The following is a 15,810-nucleotide window of genomic DNA, read 5'->3' on the forward strand; positions in this document are numbered from 1 at the left end:
GTAAATACTTTCAATCATGACAACTGTAATCAAACAAGATGATCTGATCCAGTCTATTGCAGATGCAATTCAGTTCATCAGCTACTACCATCCCGCCGACTATATTCAGCATCTGGCGCGTGCCTACGAGCGCGAAGAAAGCGCGGCAGCCAAAGACGCGATTGCCCAGATTCTGACCAACTCGCGCATGTGTGCCGAAGGCAAGCGTCCGATTTGCCAGGATACGGGTATCGTGAATGTGTTTCTGAAAGTGGGCATGGACGTGCGCTTCGATCTGTCCTGTACGCTGCAGGAAGCCTGTGACGAAGGGGTCCGCCGCGGTTATCTGGACCCCGATAACAAGCTGCGCGCATCCGTTCTGTCCGACCCGATTTTCGAACGCAAAAACACCAAGGACAATACGCCGTGTATCCTGCATGTCGAACTGGTGCCTGGCGATAAAGTCGATGTCCAGGTCGCTTCCAAAGGCGGTGGTTCCGAGAACAAATCCAAGTTTGCCATGCTCAACCCGAGCGATTCGATCGTGGACTGGGTATTGAAAACGGTGCCGCTCATGGGCGCAGGCTGGTGCCCGCCCGGCATGCTGGGGATCGGCATTGGCGGTACGGCAGAAAAAGCCATGCTGATGGCCAAGCAGTCGCTGATGGAAGACATCGATATGTACGAGTTGCTGCAGCGTGGCCCGCAGAACAAGCTGGAAGAATTGCGCATCGAACTGTATGAAAAAGTGAACGCTCTGGGCATTGGCGCGCAGGGTCTGGGCGGCTTGACCACCGTGCTGGATATCAAGATCAACACGTACCCGACGCACGCTGCTTCCAAACCGATTGCCATGATCCCGAACTGCGCGGCCACACGTCATGCGCATTTCGTGCTCGACGGATCGGGTGTCGCGCATCTGACGCCACCCTCGCTGTCCGACTGGCCGGATGTGCATTGGGCGCCTGACTACAACGCCTCTAAACAGGTGAACCTGGATACGCTGACCAAAGAAGAAGTGGCCAGCTGGAAGCCGGGCCAGACACTGTTGCTGAACGGCAAAATGTTGACCGGTCGCGATGCGGCGCACAAACGCATTCAGGATATGCTGGCCAAAGGCGAGCCGCTGCCGGTCGACTTCACCAATCGCGTGATCTATTACGTGGGTCCGGTCGATCCGGTGCGCGACGAAGTGGTAGGGCCTGCGGGTCCGACGACGGCGACACGCATGGATAAATTCACCGATATGATGCTGGAGAAAACCGGCCTGATCGCCATGATCGGCAAGGCCGAGCGGGGCCCGGTCGCGATCGAATCCATCAAGAACCATCGCTCTGCCTATCTGATGGCGGTGGGGGGCTCTGCTTATCTGGTATCCAAGGCCATTCGCGGTGCGAAAGTAGTCGGATTTGAAGACCTGGGTATGGAAGCGATCTACGAGTTTGAGGTCAAGGACATGCCCGTCACCGTGGCGGTGGACTCCAGCGGAACCTCGGTGCACAAAACCGGTCCGCGTGAATGGCAGATGAAGATCGGGATTATTCCGGTTCCTGCCTGAAGCCAGGTTGATTCGTTAGTATGAAAATCGGCTCGCAGCCTTGGGTTGCGGGCCGATTTTTATTTGGGCGAGTGAGTTCAAAAGACGATAAAGCAACGTGGTGCGCACGCAAATCAACGTTTGGCGGAATTGAAAGGTGTGAGTGCTTTATCAAAAACGCAAATATATTATTGCCGTAGAAGATGCGATTAAAGTTCACTTGGAGTTGCCAAGATAATAAATCGTTCAATGAGCAGACCTTACTGCCCAGGCAACAAGCACACTATTATTTTTCAGTAAACCGTTGTGTCGCGGGTTTATGCTGTACTAACCGACCCGGTTCGAATCTGGCGTAATTTTGGGACGCCCGGATGGCCCGTTAACGCCTATCGACGTTCTCTGTGATAACAGTGTCCGTGGTACGGAATATTTTCAAAATATTCCGTGTTTTCGTCAAAACTCAATTTTCCCAAACCTTCCTAAAATCCCCCAACTCTAACACTGATACCGCTTATTCAGCCCTGTAATGCTGCGGCAGGGCTGGCTTTTTTACCTTATTGACGAAGGACACGGTAATGAAGATCAACACCACGCGCATGCTTTTATCAGCATTGTTTTCAACCCTGGCGGCCACCGCGCATGCGGCCGGTACGCTGGTTTATTGTTTTGAAGGAAGTCCGGCCGGATTCGATTCGGCGCAATACACGGCGGTCACCGATTTCAATGCCACCGCCGGCATATTCGAAAGCCTGACCGCATTCAAGCGCGGCAGTACCGAGCTGGTGCCGGCACTGGCTGAAAAGTGGGATATATCAGAAGACGGCCTGGTATACACGTTTCACTTGCGGCCTGGCGTCAAGTTCCACAAGACCCGCTTTTTCACGCCTACGCGCGATCTGAATGCAGACGATGTCGTCTACACATTCCATCGCATGATGGACAAGAACCATCCCTTTCGCAAAGCCTATCCCAGCGACTTTCCCTATTTCACCGACATGAACATGCACAAGAATCTCAAGTCGGTAGAAAAGGTGGACGACAAAACGGTGAGGTTTACGCTCAATGAAGTAGACGCCTCTTTCCTGCAGAGCATGGCCATGATGTTTGCGTCCATTTACTCGAAAGAGTATATGGAAAAACTGCTTGCCGACGGCAAGCCCGAACTGCTCAATCAGCAGCCGCTGGGAACCGGCCCTTTTGTATTTGAGCGCTACCAGAAGGATGCACAAATTCGCTATAAGGCCAATAAGGACTATTGGGACAAGGACAACGGTCCGTTGCTGGATAACCTGATCTATGCGATCAACAAGGACGCAGCGGTGCGTGCGCAAAAGCTCAAAGCCAACGAGTGTCAGGTCATGACCGTTCCATCGCCGATGGATGTGGAACGCATGAAAGCCGATCCCGATTTGAAAGTGTTGTCGCGGCCTGGTTTCCAGGTCGGTTATCTCCATTACAACACTGAAAAAGAACTGTTAAAGAAAAAAGAGGTGCGGCAGGCGCTGGACATGGCACTTAACAAGGAGATCATCATCAAGGCGGTGTATGGCGGGCAGGCCAAGGTCGCCCACAATGTCATTCCGGAGAGCCAGTGGTCATACGATGAGACAATCAGGAATCGCCCGCAAGATGTGGAAAAAGCCAAGGCACTGCTTGCGCAGGCCGGTTACCCCAACGGTTTCGAAATACGGCTCTGGTACAGTCCGCTGCTGCCCAACGGTCGCCTGATGGCCGAGATGATCCAGGCGGACTGGGAGAAAATCGGCGTGAAAAGCAAGATCACGACGTTTGAGTGGGGCGAGTATCTGAAGCGCGGCCAAAAGGGTGAGCATGACGCTATTGCGGTTGGCTGGATCGGTGACAACGGCGACCCGGATAACTGGTTCGGCAATGTGCTGTCATGCCATGCCATCGGTGGCAGCAACTACTCACGGTTTTGCTATCAACCCATGCAAGAGTTGGTCGTGAAGGCCAAACGCGTCACGGACAAGGAAGAGCGGGTTCGGATTTATAAAGAAGTACAGAAAATCGTTCACGAGTACATGCCCGTGTCGCCTATGAGCTCGCCGATTGTGAACGTGCCGATGCGCAAGAACGTAGAGGGTTTCATGATCAGTCCTTTCGGGCGGCTGCAGTTTAATGGCGTCAGCCTTAAATAGCATATCGGTCAATCACTTGAAAGCGGGACGCGACGGTTACCGAGCCCGGCAAGGCGGGTACCGGCGCGTCCCGACTACGCGCGAGCAAGGGGAGGGGATTCTCCTAATTATGACTTAAAGTAACTATATGTAAAATAACGTGTCGAGCTCGGTCTTGTAATGCTGCGGCAAGGCCGACTCTTTTTACCTTGTTATAGAAGGAATTGGTAATGAAGATAAACGTCGCGCGCATGATTTTATCGACGCTGTTCGTCGGCCTGGCGACAACGGCACAGGCTGCTGGCACATTGGTTTATTGCTCTGAAGGCAGTCCCTCCGGTTTTGACACTCCACAATACACCTCTGGCACGACTTTTGATGCCTCTGCCCGAACCGTTTACAACGGGCTGGTCGGGTTCAAGCGCGGCAGTACCGAGGTTATTCCTGAGCTGGCGCAAAAGTGGGACATTTCCGAAGATGGTCTGGAATACACCTTCCATCTGCGTCACGGTGTCAAGTTCCATACGACGCGGTTTTTTACACCGACGCGTGAATTCAAGGCAGACGACGTCGTCTACACCTTCCAGCGAATGATGGATAAAAACCATCCGTTTCGTAAAGCCTATCCTGCCGAATTCCCATACTTTACCGACATGGGCATGGACAAGAATCTGAAGTCTGTCGAAAAAGTGGACGATTACACGGTGAAGTTCACGCTCAACGAAGTGGACGCGCCATTCCTGCAAAATATGGCCATGTCGTTTGCCGTGATTTTCTCGCAGGAGTATATGGAGAAATTGCTGAAAGACGGCAAGCCGCAACAGCTGAACCAGCAACCCCTGGGCACCGGGCCGTTTGTCTTCGAACGCTACCAGAAAGATGCGCAGATTCGCTATAAGGCCAACCGGGACTATTGGGACAAGGAAGACGGCCCGAAAGTGGATAACCTGATTTTTGCCATTACCAAGGACCCATCGGTTCGTGCGCAGAAACTGAAGGCCGGTGAATGCCATGTGATGTCTTTTCCCTTGCCGGCCGACGTCAAGCGTCTCAGGCAGGATTCGAATCTGAAAGTGTTGTCCAACCCGGGCTTTAACGTGGGCTCTATTTATTACAACACCGAAAAAGAACTGTTGAAAAAGCCGGAGGTACGTGTGGCGCTTGATCTGGCCATGAATAAGCCGGCAATCATCAAAGCCGTCTATGGCGAGCAGGGTGTGCTGGCACATGGTCCCATGCCCACGACTCAGTGGTCATATGACGATACTCTCAAAAGCCGTCCACAAGATATCGAAAAAGCCAGGACGCTACTGAAAGAAGCGGGCTACCCCAACGGGTTTGAAGTGACATTATGGTCATTGCCCGTGGCGCGTCCATACAATCCCAATGGTCGCCTGATGGCCGAGATGGTTCAGGCCGATTGGGCGAAAATCGGCGTCAAGGCCAATATTCTCACCTACGAGTGGGGTGAATATCTGAAGCGCGTACAAAAAGGCGAGCATGACATCGTCATGATGGGCTGGACCGGTGACAACGGCGATCCGGACAACTGGCTGGGCAATTTGCTGTCATGCGCAGCGGTCGGCGGCAGCAACAATTCGCGCTTCTGCTACAAACCGTTTGATGACCTGATCATCAAGGCCAAGCGGGTAAGCGATCCCAAAGAACGCACGCAACTGTATAAAGAAGCGCAGAAAATCTTCCACGAGCAAATGCCGATGTCGCCTATCGGGACGTCCATTGTGAATGTCCCCATGAGCAAGAGAGTCGAGGGCTTCAAGATCAGCCCATTCGGCATGTTTCAGTTCAATGGCGTCAGCCTGAAGTAGACCCAAGCAATTTCTAAAAAACCAAAACTTGTTTAATTCAGCCTTGTCATGCTGCGGCAAGGCTGGCTTTTTTACCTGATGAATGAAGGAAATGGTAATGAAGATCCATTGCACGCGCATGATTTTATCAACCCTGTTCGCTGGCCTGGCGGCACACGCCCACGCGGCCGGCACACTGATCTATTGCTCGGACGCGAGTCCGGCAGGTTTTGATGTTGCGCAATACAGCGCCATCAGTGATTCCGATGCATCGGCCGAAACCGTTTATAACACCCTGGTATCGTTCAAGCGAGGCAGCACCGAACTGGTTCCGGTCCTCGCTGAAAAATGGGATATTTCCGATGACGGGCTGGTGTACACCTTTCATCTGCGCCGCGGCGTCAAGTTCCATACATCGCGTTTCTTTACCCCCACGCGAGAGCTGATGGCCGACGATGTGGTTTACACGTTTGAGCGCATGTTGCATAAAGATCATCCTTTTCGCAAAGCGTATCCGGCCGATTTTCCCAACTTCACCGACATGGGCATGCATAAAAACCTGAAATCGGTGAAAAAGGTGGACGATCATACGGTTCGGTTCACGCTGAACGAAGTGAATGCCCCGTTCTTGCAGAACCTGGCCATGTCCTTTGCTGTGATCCATTCAAAGGAGTATCTGGAAAAACTGCTCCAGGAGGGCAAACCGCAGCTGATCAACCAGCAACCTTTGGGTACAGGGCCTTTTGTATTTGAGCGCTACCAGAAAGATGCACAAATCCGCTATAAGGCCAATAAGGATTATTGGAACAAAGAGGACGGTCCGCTGGTCGACAATCTGATTTTTGCTATCACGAAAGACCCGTCGGTCCGCGCGCAGAAGCTGATGGCCAACGAATGCCATATTGCCGCTAACCCGGCTCCGGCCGATGTTGGCCGTCTTAAACAGGCGCCCCATCTGAAAGTGCTCTCCAGACCGGGCTTCAATGTAGGCTATATCTATTACAACACCGAAAAACCGCACTTGAGCAAACCCGAGGTTAGGCAGGCGCTTGACATGGCCATGAACAAAGAGGCCATTATCAAAGCGGTGTATGGCGGTGAGGGGGTACTGGCCCACGGCCCCATGCCCGCCAGCCAATGGTCTTATGACGAAAGCATCCGCAGTCGTCCACACGATGTGGAAAAGGCCAAGGCGCTGCTCAAACAAGCCGGCTATCCTGACGGATTTGAAATGAGTTTGTGGTCTCTGCCGGGTGCACGGCCTCACAACAGCCGCCTGATGGCCGAATTGCTGCAATCGGACTGGGCCCAGATCGGGGTGAAAGCCACCATCAGTACTTACGAATGGGGAGAGTATCTCAAGCGTGCCAGACAGGGCACCCATGATGTCGTCATGTCCGGCTGGGTGGGCGACAACGGCGACCCTGATAACTGGCTAGGAAACCTGTTATCGTGCAATTCAGTGGGGGGAAGTAATTTCTCGCGCTTCTGCTATAAGCCGTTCGACGATCTGGTGATGAAGGCCAAACGCGTGACCGATACGCAAGAGCGCACGCGGCTGTACAAGGAAGCGCAGAAAATATTTCATGAGCAAATACCCATGTCGCCTGTCGGGACACTGGTTGAAAATGTACCGATGAACAAAAAAGTGGAAGGGTACAAGATCAGCCCTTTCGGCAGACATCAGTTTTATGGCGTCAGCCTGAAATGAGCGGGCATGCGATCATGCGCAAGCGTGCTGCATCACTCAGACCCTGAGCCATTGTCAGAATAAAGAATCATATAGTTACACAACAGGTTTGATTTTGCTCAAAAAACACTCGCTTCACGGTCGTGGCTTTGGGTATTTCCCAATTGTTTCGGCCAGCGGCGATCTGTAACCTCTCCTCTGTTCAAGTCAGCCAGCGCCGCGTTGCGGCAAGGCTGGCTTTTTACCTATTTTAAAGGAACGGTAATGAAGATAAATGCGACACGCATGATTCTATCAGCCCTGCTCGGAGGCCTGGCGACAACGGCGCAGGCAGCAGGCACACTGGTCTATTGCTCAGAAGGCAGTCCGGCCGGTTTTGATACAGCCCAATACAGCGCAGGAACCGATTTCGATGTCTCGGCCGAAACCGTATATAACGGTTTGGTATCGTTCGAGCGAGGCACCACCGAAGTGATCCCGGGTCTGGCGGAGAAATGGGATATTTCCGACGATGGCCTGGTGTACACGTTCCACCTGCGGCCCGGCGTCAAATTCCAGACTTCACGCTTTTTCACCCCCACGCGGGGCCTGACGGCAGATGATGTGGTTTATACATTCGAACGCATGATGAGCCGAGATCATCCCTTTCGCAAGGCATATCCCACCGAGTTTCCCTACTTCACCGACATGGGCATGGACAAGAACCTGAAGTCGGTGGAAAAAGTCGATGACAACACTGTCAAATTCACGTTGAACGAGGTTGATGCCGCTTTCGTGCAGAATATGGCCATGCCCTTTGCGGTCATCCTGTCCAAGGAGTACATGGAAAAACTGCTCAAGGACGGCAAGCCGGAAATGATCAATCAGCAACCGCTGGGTACGGGTCCTTTCGTATTTGAGCGTTACCAGAAAGACGCCCAGATCCGCTACAAAGCCAATAAGGATTATTGGGACAAGAAAGAAGGACCGCTGGTTGACAATCTGATCTTCGCCATCACCAAAGATCCGTCCGTGCGTGCCCAGAAACTGAAGGCCAATGAGTGCCAGCTGGCTTCGTATCCCTTGCCGGCCGACGTAGAACGTCTCAAACAGGACCCGAATCTGAAAGTGCAGTCCAATCCCGGATTCAACGTCGGGTTTATCTATTACAACACCGAAAAAGAGCAGCTGAAAAAACCCGAGGTACGGGTGGCGCTGGACATGGCCATCAACAAGCCGGCCATTATCAAGGCGGTATATGGCGGACAGGGTGTGCTGGCCGACGGCCCCATGCCGACCAGCCAGTGGTCGTATGACGATACCATCAAAAGCCGTCCGACCGATGTGGAAAAAGCCAAGGCGCTGCTCAAGCAGGCCGGCTATCCCGACGGGTTCGACATGGGCCTGTGGTCATTGCCCGTGGTGCGTCCCTACAATCCGAATGGCCGCCTCATGGCCGAAATGATCCAGTCGGACTGGGCCAAGATCGGTGTGAAGGTCAAGATCAGCACCTACGAATGGGGCGAGTATCTCAAGCGCGCCAAACAGGGAACGCATGATGCGATCATGGTCGGGTGGACCGGCGACAACGGAGATCCGGATAACTGGCTCGGTAACCTGCTGTCATGTAACTCGGTTGGTGGCGTCAATTACTCGCGCTTCTGTTATAAGCCCTTCGACGATCTGGTCATGAAAGCCAAGCGCGTGACGGACAAGGAAGAGCGCACCAAACTCTACAAGGAAGCCCAGAAAATTTTCCATGAGCAGATGCCCATGTCGCCGATCGGTACATCCATCGTCAACGTACCCATGAACAAGAAAGTCGAGGGCTTCAAAATCAGTCCCTTCGGTTTGTTCCAGTTTTATGGTGTCAGCCTGAAGTAATTTTTTTTCATTAGTGTGCGGCAAGGCAGGGGCTGTCCTTCGGGAGCGCTTCTGCTTTGTCATAGTTATATTCAGGACGCGTATTACCCATGCCACATTGGACGAGCATACGCGTCCCCGGAGGCAAGCCTCATGTTTTCTTTCATTCTCAGGCGTCTGGCCATTCTGATCCCGACCTTCTTCGGTATCACGATCCTGACGTTTCTTCTTATCCATCTGATTCCCGGCGATCCGGTCATGACCATGCTGGGCGAGCGCAATATCGACCCGGACATGTACAAGTCCATGATGGCGCGATTGGGCCTGGATCAGCCTCTGCATATACAGTACCTGCATTACCTGGGCGGTCTGCTGCAGGGCGATTTCGGCAAGTCCTTTTCCAGCCAGGCCAGCGTCTGGAGCGAATTCGCGGCGCTTTTTCCGGCCACGCTGGAACTGGGCATTTGTGCGTTGCTGTTCGGCACTGTCTTTGGCATTCTGCTGGGCGTGCTGGCGGCGATCAAACGCGGCAGCATCCTGGATCACGGTGTCATGGGACTGTCGCTGACCGGCTATTCCATGCCGATTTTCTGGTGGGGCCTGATGCTGATCATGCTGTTTTCGTCCACGCTCGGCTGGACGCCGGTTTCGGGCCGGATCAGCCTGACCTATGATGTGCAGCCCTATACGGGTTTCATGCTCATTGATTCGGTCATTGCCCAGATCCAGGACCCCGAATACAACGGTGGCGCGTTTCTGGATGCAGTCATGCACCTGATCCTGCCGTCGATTGTGCTGGGTACGATCCCGCTGGCGGTGATTTCGCGCATGACGCGTTCTTCCATGCTGGAAGTCATGGGGGAAGATTACGTGCGCACGGCGCGGGCCAAGGGCTTGTCGCCACGCCGCGTAATCTTTGTGCACACCTTGCGCAACGCGATGATTTCTGTGGTGACCGTGATCGGTCTGCAGATTAGTACGTTGATTGGCGGGGCTGTTCTGACTGAGACGATTTTTTCCTGGCCCGGCATTGGCAAATGGCTGGTGGATGCGATTTTCAGAAGGGACTATCCTGTGGTACAGAACGGGCTGCTGATCGTGGCTATTCTGATTATTCTGGTGAATCTGGCGGTGGATGTATTGTACGGCATTGTCAACCCCCGCATCCGGCACGCGAAGTAAGGACGATATGATGAATCAAGTTTTATCAAACACTGCGCCGGCTGCTTCCGCTGTGGAGATGACTTATCCGTCTCCATTGCGCGAGTTCGTGAGCAGTTTTTCCCATAACAAAGGAGCCGTTGCCGGCTTCTGTTTTCTGCTTCTGATGGTGCTGGCCGCCGTGCTGGCCCCATGGCTGGCGCCGCATGACCCGCTCATGCAGTTTCGTGATCATATGCTGCAGCCGCCAGCCTGGCAGGAAGGCGGCAGCGTGACCTATTTGCTTGGTACAGACGAAGCGGGGCGCGATATCGTGTCGCGCCTGATGCACGGTGCGCGCCTGTCGCTGGTGATCGGCTTTTCAGCGGTGATTATTACGCTGGTTCCAGGCATTCTGCTGGGCCTGGTGGCCGCCTTTTTCCCCAATACTGCAGGGCGCCTTCTCATGCGTCTGGCCGATATTATGATGTCGCTGCCTTCGGTGCTGCTGGCAATCGCCATTATGGCGGTACTCGGTCCTGGTATCACAAATGCGATGATCGCGATTGCCGTCGTGGGGTTGCCTGGCTATATGCGTATTGTGCGTGCTTCAGCCATGAGCGAGCTGAACCGGGACTACGTCATGGCTTCGCGCGTCTCGGGTGCCGGTGTGCTGAGGCTGATGTTTATTGCCGTGCTTCCCAACTGCATGGCACCGCTGATTGTGCAGGCAACGCTTGGATTTTCCTCGGCCATCCTGGATATCGCCGCACTGGGCTTTCTGGGCCTGGGCGTGCAGCCGCCAGCGCCGGAATGGGGAACGATGCTGGCCACGGCACGGGACTACATCACCAGCGCCTGGTGGGTGGTGACGTTTCCGGGGCTGACGATCCTGCTGACCGTATTGGCCATCAACCTGGTCGGTGACGGATTGCGCGATGCGCTCGATCCCAAACTGAAACGTGCGGCATAGGGGGAAGACGATGAGTTTGTTGGATATTCGTAACCTGTGCGTGCGTTTTGGTACAGAGCAAAAGCCATTTCTGGCTGTGGACAGTGTTGATCTCAGTGTGGATCAGGGAGAACTGTTGGGCATCGTTGGCGAATCGGGGTCGGGCAAGTCCGTGTCCATGATGGCCATGATGGGGCTGCTGGACGGGCAGGGGACCGTGACGGCTGATCAGATGCAGTTTGACGGCAAGGAGTTGTCCAGCCTTGGGCCCAAAGAGAAACGCCGGATTATCGGTAAAGATATTGCCATGATCTTCCAGGACCCCATGACGGCCCTGAACCCCAGCTATACAGTGGGTTTTCAGATTGAAGAGGTCCTTAAAGTGCATCTGGGCCTGGATCGCAAGGCGCGCCGCCAGCGCGCCATTGAATTGATGCGCGAAGTAGAAATCCCCGATCCGGAGCGCCGCCTCTCGGCCTATCCGCATCAGTTGTCTGGCGGCATGAGCCAGCGGGTTGCGATCGCCATGGCAATCGCCTGCGAACCGCGCCTGTTGATTGCCGATGAACCCACGACTGCGCTGGATGTCACGATCCAGGCGCAGATCATGGATTTGCTGCTGCGTTTGCAGAAAGAGCGGGGAATGGCCCTGATGATGATTACGCACGATCTGGCCGTTGTGTCAGAAGTGGCGCAGCGCGTGGTGGTCATGTATGCGGGTCAGGTGGCGGAAACCGGATCGGTGCAGGACTTTTTTTTTCAACCCGCCCACCCGTATACCCGGGCGCTGATCGAATCGATTCCCGAATCCTGCCGCGGATCCCGGCGCCTGTCCACGCTGCCCGGCATTGTGCCGGGACAATATGATCGCCCGACGGGGTGCCTGTTGTCGCCACGTTGTCCGATTGCACAGGAGCGCTGCGTCCGCGAGCGGCCTGAACTCATTCGTTATACAAGCAGGGCGGTGCGTTGCCACACGCCTCTGATTCCCCTGCAGGAACTCAAGTCATGAACGATATCGTACTGAAAACAGAAAATCTGGCGCGACATTATGATGTGTCGCTGGGCTTCATGAAACCCCGCGCGACGTTAAAAGCGCTCAATGGTGTGTCACTTTCCCTGCAACGGGGAAAGACGCTGGCTGTAGTAGGGGAATCGGGTTGTGGCAAATCGACCCTGGCGCGACAAATCACCATGATCGAGCCACCCAGTTCCGGTTCGTTGTGGCTGGACGGCGACCAAGTGGATACGAGCTCTGTCGCGCAGGTCAAGGCCTTGCGCCATAAGGTGCAAATGGTTTTCCAGAACCCCTATGGTTCGTTGAATCCGCGCCGCAAAATCGGCGATCAGCTCGAAGAGCCGCTGATCATCAACACCGATATGAAAAGCCCCCAGCGCAAGGAACGGGTACGGGACATGATGCAGCGCGTAGGCCTGCGTCCCGAGCATTACTATCGTTATCCGCATATGTTCTCGGGCGGGCAGCGCCAGCGTATTGCCATTGCGCGCGCTATGATGCTCAATCCCAGTATCGTCGTAGCCGACGAGCCGACCTCCGCACTGGATGTCTCTATTCAGGCTCAGGTGCTCAATTTGTTTCTCGATCTGCAGGAAGAATTGCGCACGTCCTACGTCTTCATCTCTCACAACCTGTCGGTGGTGGAGCATGTTGCCGATGACGTCATGGTGATGTATCTGGGACGCGTGGCCGAAAGCGGACCAAAGCAGACGCTTTACGAGAAACCGTTACACCCCTATACGCAAGCACTGCTGTCGGCAACACCTTCGATTTATCCGGAAAAGCGTGCCGTGAAAATAAAAATCGAGGGGGAGTTGCCGTCGCCTCTGAATCCCCCTGCGGGCTGCGCCTTTCACCGACGGTGCCCGCATGCGGTGGCGCGCTGCAGTACTGAAGAACCGGTACTGCGCGAGCTGTCGGGTCGGCAGGTCGCCTGCCATCTGGCAGAGCAGTTTGCCTGAAATGCCCGGTTCCTTGTTAGAAACGGGATATCGGTCTTTCCCGATCTCCCGTTTCTAATACGCCATGTCGTTTGAAGGCGGCACGTGGTATTGAGTGGCGTGCCGTTTCATCAAGGTCTGCATTCTTTATCGTGGTTTGTCGTTATATTCAGAATGCAGGGCGATCGCCTGGTCTGCACAATCAGCCAGCCACTGTGCAATGGGCTTGTTGTGCAGAATCATGTCCGGCGCGATATCCAGCAATGGACGCAGGACGAAGGCGCGCAGGTGCATGCGAGGGTGGGGCAGAATCAGCTGGGGATCATCCTGGCGCAGATCGTCGTAGCAGAGCACGTCGAGATCCAGCGTACGTGGCGCGTTGCGATACGGGCGCTGTCTGCCGTGCGCCAGTTCAATGTCTTGCAGCGCCTGTAGCAGATCTGATGCGGACAATTCCGTGGTGAGACGGGCGACCGCGTTGATGTAGTCCGGGCCGGTCGAATCGACCGGGCTGGTTCTATAGAAATCCGAAACCTGTTGCACAGCGGTATCGGGCAGGGCGCTGATGTCGTTCAGCGCCTGCTGGAGTGTGTCTTCACTTTCACCCAGATTGGATCCCAGACCGATATACGCCGTATGCATGAATTTATGACGCCTGTGGCGGCGTTGACGGTGCACCGCCGCTAGAGGGGCTGCCGCCGGTACTGCTCTTGCGGGGGTTGCTGCGACGCTTGCGCCGTTTCCGGGGCGCGGCAGCGGGTGTGCCTTGTTGCTCGGCAGTAAGCGCTTCGATCATCTCGGTGCGTTCAGCCGGTGGTGCATCTGCCAGATCCATCCACCATTGCGCCAGTACGCTGTCAAATTCATGGCAGGCTGCGCGCAGCTGCAGGAAATCACAGGCTGCCCGAAAGCGCGGCTGTTCTGTCATGCGCCAGATCTGCTTCGGGATGCGACGTTCAAAACGCGGCTGCATGAACCATATCTCACGCATATCTGCCGTATGTCTGCGCTGGATCGCCAGCTTGTTGATATGGTTATCGATGACCAGATCAGCAGCCTGGCTCAGTGCCGGTACCGTGTGCTCCTTGCGTGCCAGATTCTTTTTCCAGTTGACGTCGACCAGGCGCCACAACAGGGCGGCAAACAGAAAACTGGGGCTCACGGATTTGCCTGCCCGCACCCGCTGGTCTGTCCGTTCCAGTGTGAGCTGGACGAATTGTTCTCCGCCGGGCTGCGCGAGGACCTGATCAATCAGGGGCAGCACGTTTTCATGCAGCCCTTCCTTGCGCAATTGTTGCAAAGCCGCGATGGCGTTGCCGCAAGTCAGCAGTTTGAGAATTTCGTCAAACAGGCGGGAATCCGGAACATTTTTGATGAGCCCCGCCAGACTGCGGATGGGGGCCTGCGTTCCGGGCTCGATCGTGCCATTGAGCTTGGAGGCAAACCGCACGGCGCGCAGCATGCGTACCGGGTCTTCGCGGAACCGTTTTTCCGGATCCCCGATCATGCGCACCAAATGGTTTTTGAGATCAGCCACGCCATTGTGATAATCAATGACGGTTTCGTTGACCGGGTCGTAGTACAGTGCATTGAGCGTGAAATCCCGGCGCGCGGCATCTTCCTGCTGGGTGCCGAATACGTTGTCGTTCAGGATCCGGCCGTCGGCGTCGGTGTGCTGGTCGCCTTGCGAGGGCGCGCGGAATGTAGAGGTTTCGATGATTTCCTGGCCGAATACCACGTGCACCAGCTGGAAGCGGCGTCCGATGATGCGGGCGCGGCGAAAGAGCGGGCGGATTTCCTCGGGCGTGGCATTGGTGGCGACGTCAAAATCCTTGGGCTCATAGCCAAGTACGAGGTCGCGCACCGCGCCACCCACGATGAAGGCGTCGTAGCCTTTTTGCTGCAGCACTTCGCATACCTTGATGGCATTGCGGGAGACCAGGCGGCGGTCGATTTTATGCTGGGCCTGGGAGTACACCTGGCGTTTTTCTTTTGGAACGGGAGCGGCAAAAAGCCGGCTGACAAACGTTCGAATGGTGTTTTTGATCATGTGATTTTTGTTGTAGATTCCTGTTATTGCAAAGGAAATAAATCCAGAACCGGCCAGCCTTTTTCCCGGGCCAGTTCACGTAGCGGCGGAACCGGGTTGGTGGCAACCGGATGGCTGACCACCTCAAGCAGCGGAACGTCGTTCTGGGAATCGCTGTAGAACCAGGTTTCGGTAAAGTCTGCCAGTGTGAGGTCCATGTGCGCCAGCCATTCATTGACGCGGGTCACTTTGCCACCCTGATAGCTTGGCGTACCTGACACTTTACCCGTATAACGGCCATTTTTGTACTCGGGCACCGTGCCAATGACGTGGGGAATGCCAAAGGCACGCGCCACCGGCGCAATGACGAACTCATTTGTTGCCGATACCAGGCAGCACAGGTCTCCCTGTTCCAGGTGTTTGGCAACCAGGGACACGGCCTCGTCGCGCATGGCCGGCCTGACCACTTCATGCATGTATTGTTCATGAAAGCGGGCCAGATCATAGGGAGTGTGCAGATTCAGAAAGCCCAGCATAAACTCGACCGATTCTTCGATTTTCAGTGTGCCAGCCGTATATTTTTCCATGAGTTCATGGTTTTTGGCCCGAACGATCTCCGGATCCCCGGCCCAGCCGTTGCGGGCCAGGAAGTCTACCCAGTGTCGGTCAGTATCGATGGGCAGCAGGGTGTGGTCAAGATCAAACAGGGCGAGTCGTTGCGTCATATTGGGTGCTT

General features: G+C 54.9%; 12 protein-coding genes. 9 read left to right on the forward strand and 3 right to left on the reverse strand.

The window, feature by feature from the left end:
- The first annotated feature begins 16 nt into the window (after window positions 1-16).
- The 9 genes from W822_RS41720 (at window position 17) to W822_RS41760 (ending at window position 13,066) form a co-directional block, all read left to right on the forward strand.
- Window positions 17-1,537: a fumarate hydratase gene (locus W822_RS41720; RefSeq protein ID WP_024006722.1), complete on the forward strand. Its 1,521-nt coding sequence runs from the start codon at window positions 17-19 to the stop codon at window positions 1,535-1,537.
- Window positions 1,538-2,091: 554 nt separating this feature from the next.
- Window positions 2,092-3,675 carry an ABC transporter substrate-binding protein gene (locus W822_RS41725; protein ID WP_024006723.1) on the forward strand — a complete coding sequence of 528 codons (1,584 nt, stop codon included), beginning with the start codon at window positions 2,092-2,094 and terminating at the stop codon, window positions 3,673-3,675.
- A 209-nt stretch (window positions 3,676-3,884) separates the two neighbouring features.
- Window positions 3,885-5,483, forward strand: coding sequence for an ABC transporter substrate-binding protein (locus tag W822_RS41730; RefSeq protein WP_024006724.1), 1,599 nt, complete (start codon window positions 3,885-3,887; stop codon window positions 5,481-5,483).
- Window positions 5,484-5,580: 97 nt separating this feature from the next.
- On the forward strand, window positions 5,581-7,173 hold the full coding sequence (locus W822_RS41735) for an ABC transporter substrate-binding protein (protein WP_024006725.1): 1,593 nt from the start codon (window positions 5,581-5,583) through the stop codon (window positions 7,171-7,173).
- Between the two features lie 243 nt (window positions 7,174-7,416).
- Window positions 7,417-9,015: an ABC transporter substrate-binding protein gene (locus W822_RS41740; protein ID WP_024006726.1), complete on the forward strand. Its 1,599-nt coding sequence runs from the start codon at window positions 7,417-7,419 to the stop codon at window positions 9,013-9,015.
- Between the two features lie 132 nt (window positions 9,016-9,147).
- Window positions 9,148-10,176, forward strand: coding sequence for an ABC transporter permease subunit (locus W822_RS41745; protein ID WP_024006727.1), 1,029 nt, complete (start codon window positions 9,148-9,150; stop codon window positions 10,174-10,176).
- 10 nt (window positions 10,177-10,186) lie between these two features.
- Window positions 10,187-11,107, forward strand: a complete 921-nt coding sequence (locus W822_RS41750) for an ABC transporter permease subunit (RefSeq protein WP_024006728.1) — start codon at window positions 10,187-10,189, stop codon at window positions 11,105-11,107.
- Between the two features lie 10 nt (window positions 11,108-11,117).
- Complete coding sequence (locus W822_RS41755) at window positions 11,118-12,098, forward strand: ABC transporter ATP-binding protein (RefSeq protein WP_024006729.1); 981 nt, start codon at window positions 11,118-11,120, stop codon at window positions 12,096-12,098.
- Entirely contained in the window at window positions 12,095-13,066 is a 972-nt protein-coding gene (locus tag W822_RS41760; RefSeq protein WP_031243422.1) for a peptide ABC transporter ATP-binding protein, read from the forward strand. Before W822_RS41755 ends, W822_RS41760 begins: the two co-directional genes overlap by 4 nt.
- Before the next feature lie 126 nt (window positions 13,067-13,192).
- Here W822_RS41760 and folK read toward each other — a convergent pair whose 3' ends face one another.
- The 3 genes from folK to W822_RS41775 are packed head-to-tail and all read right to left on the reverse strand — an operon-like array spanning window position 13,193 to window position 15,799.
- Window positions 13,193-13,687: a 2-amino-4-hydroxy-6-hydroxymethyldihydropteridine diphosphokinase gene (gene folK / locus W822_RS41765; protein WP_024006731.1), complete on the reverse strand. Its 495-nt coding sequence runs from the start codon at window positions 13,685-13,687 to the stop codon at window positions 13,193-13,195.
- A gap of 4 nt (window positions 13,688-13,691) precedes the next feature.
- On the reverse strand, window positions 13,692-15,095 hold the full coding sequence (pcnB, locus tag W822_RS41770) for a polynucleotide adenylyltransferase PcnB (protein ID WP_024006732.1): 1,404 nt from the start codon (window positions 15,093-15,095) through the stop codon (window positions 13,692-13,694).
- Between the two features lie 23 nt (window positions 15,096-15,118).
- Window positions 15,119-15,799 (reverse strand): HAD family hydrolase, encoded by a 681-nt coding sequence (locus W822_RS41775; RefSeq protein ID WP_024006733.1) that lies wholly within the window; start codon window positions 15,797-15,799, stop codon window positions 15,119-15,121.
- Window positions 15,800-15,810 lie beyond the last annotated feature (11 nt).

It is taken from the genome of Advenella kashmirensis W13003 (assembly GCF_000506985.1).
Taxonomy (GTDB): Bacteria; Pseudomonadota; Gammaproteobacteria; order Burkholderiales; family Burkholderiaceae_B; genus Advenella; species Advenella kashmirensis_A.

Excerpts from the sequence above, each read along its gene's own strand:
- W822_RS41720 (WP_024006722.1), top strand. The coding sequence starts at position 17 with ATGACAACTGTAATCAAACAAGATGATCTGATCCAGTCTATTGCAGAT.
- W822_RS41725 (WP_024006723.1), top strand. The coding sequence starts at position 2,092 with ATGAAGATCAACACCACGCGCATGCTTTTATCAGCATTGTTTTCAACC.
- W822_RS41730 (WP_024006724.1), top strand. The coding sequence starts at position 3,885 with ATGAAGATAAACGTCGCGCGCATGATTTTATCGACGCTGTTCGTCGGC.
- W822_RS41735 (WP_024006725.1), top strand. The coding sequence starts at position 5,581 with ATGAAGATCCATTGCACGCGCATGATTTTATCAACCCTGTTCGCTGGC.
- W822_RS41740 (WP_024006726.1), top strand. The coding sequence starts at position 7,417 with ATGAAGATAAATGCGACACGCATGATTCTATCAGCCCTGCTCGGAGGC.
- W822_RS41745 (WP_024006727.1), top strand. The coding sequence starts at position 9,148 with ATGTTTTCTTTCATTCTCAGGCGTCTGGCCATTCTGATCCCGACCTTC.
- W822_RS41750 (WP_024006728.1), top strand. The coding sequence starts at position 10,187 with ATGAATCAAGTTTTATCAAACACTGCGCCGGCTGCTTCCGCTGTGGAG.
- W822_RS41755 (WP_024006729.1), top strand. The coding sequence starts at position 11,118 with ATGAGTTTGTTGGATATTCGTAACCTGTGCGTGCGTTTTGGTACAGAG.
- W822_RS41760 (WP_031243422.1), top strand. The coding sequence starts at position 12,095 with ATGAACGATATCGTACTGAAAACAGAAAATCTGGCGCGACATTATGAT.
- folK (WP_024006731.1), bottom strand. The coding sequence starts at position 13,687 with ATGCATACGGCGTATATCGGTCTGGGATCCAATCTGGGTGAAAGTGAA.
- pcnB (WP_024006732.1), bottom strand. The coding sequence starts at position 15,095 with ATGATCAAAAACACCATTCGAACGTTTGTCAGCCGGCTTTTTGCCGCT.
- W822_RS41775 (WP_024006733.1), bottom strand. The coding sequence starts at position 15,799 with ATGACGCAACGACTCGCCCTGTTTGATCTTGACCACACCCTGCTGCCC.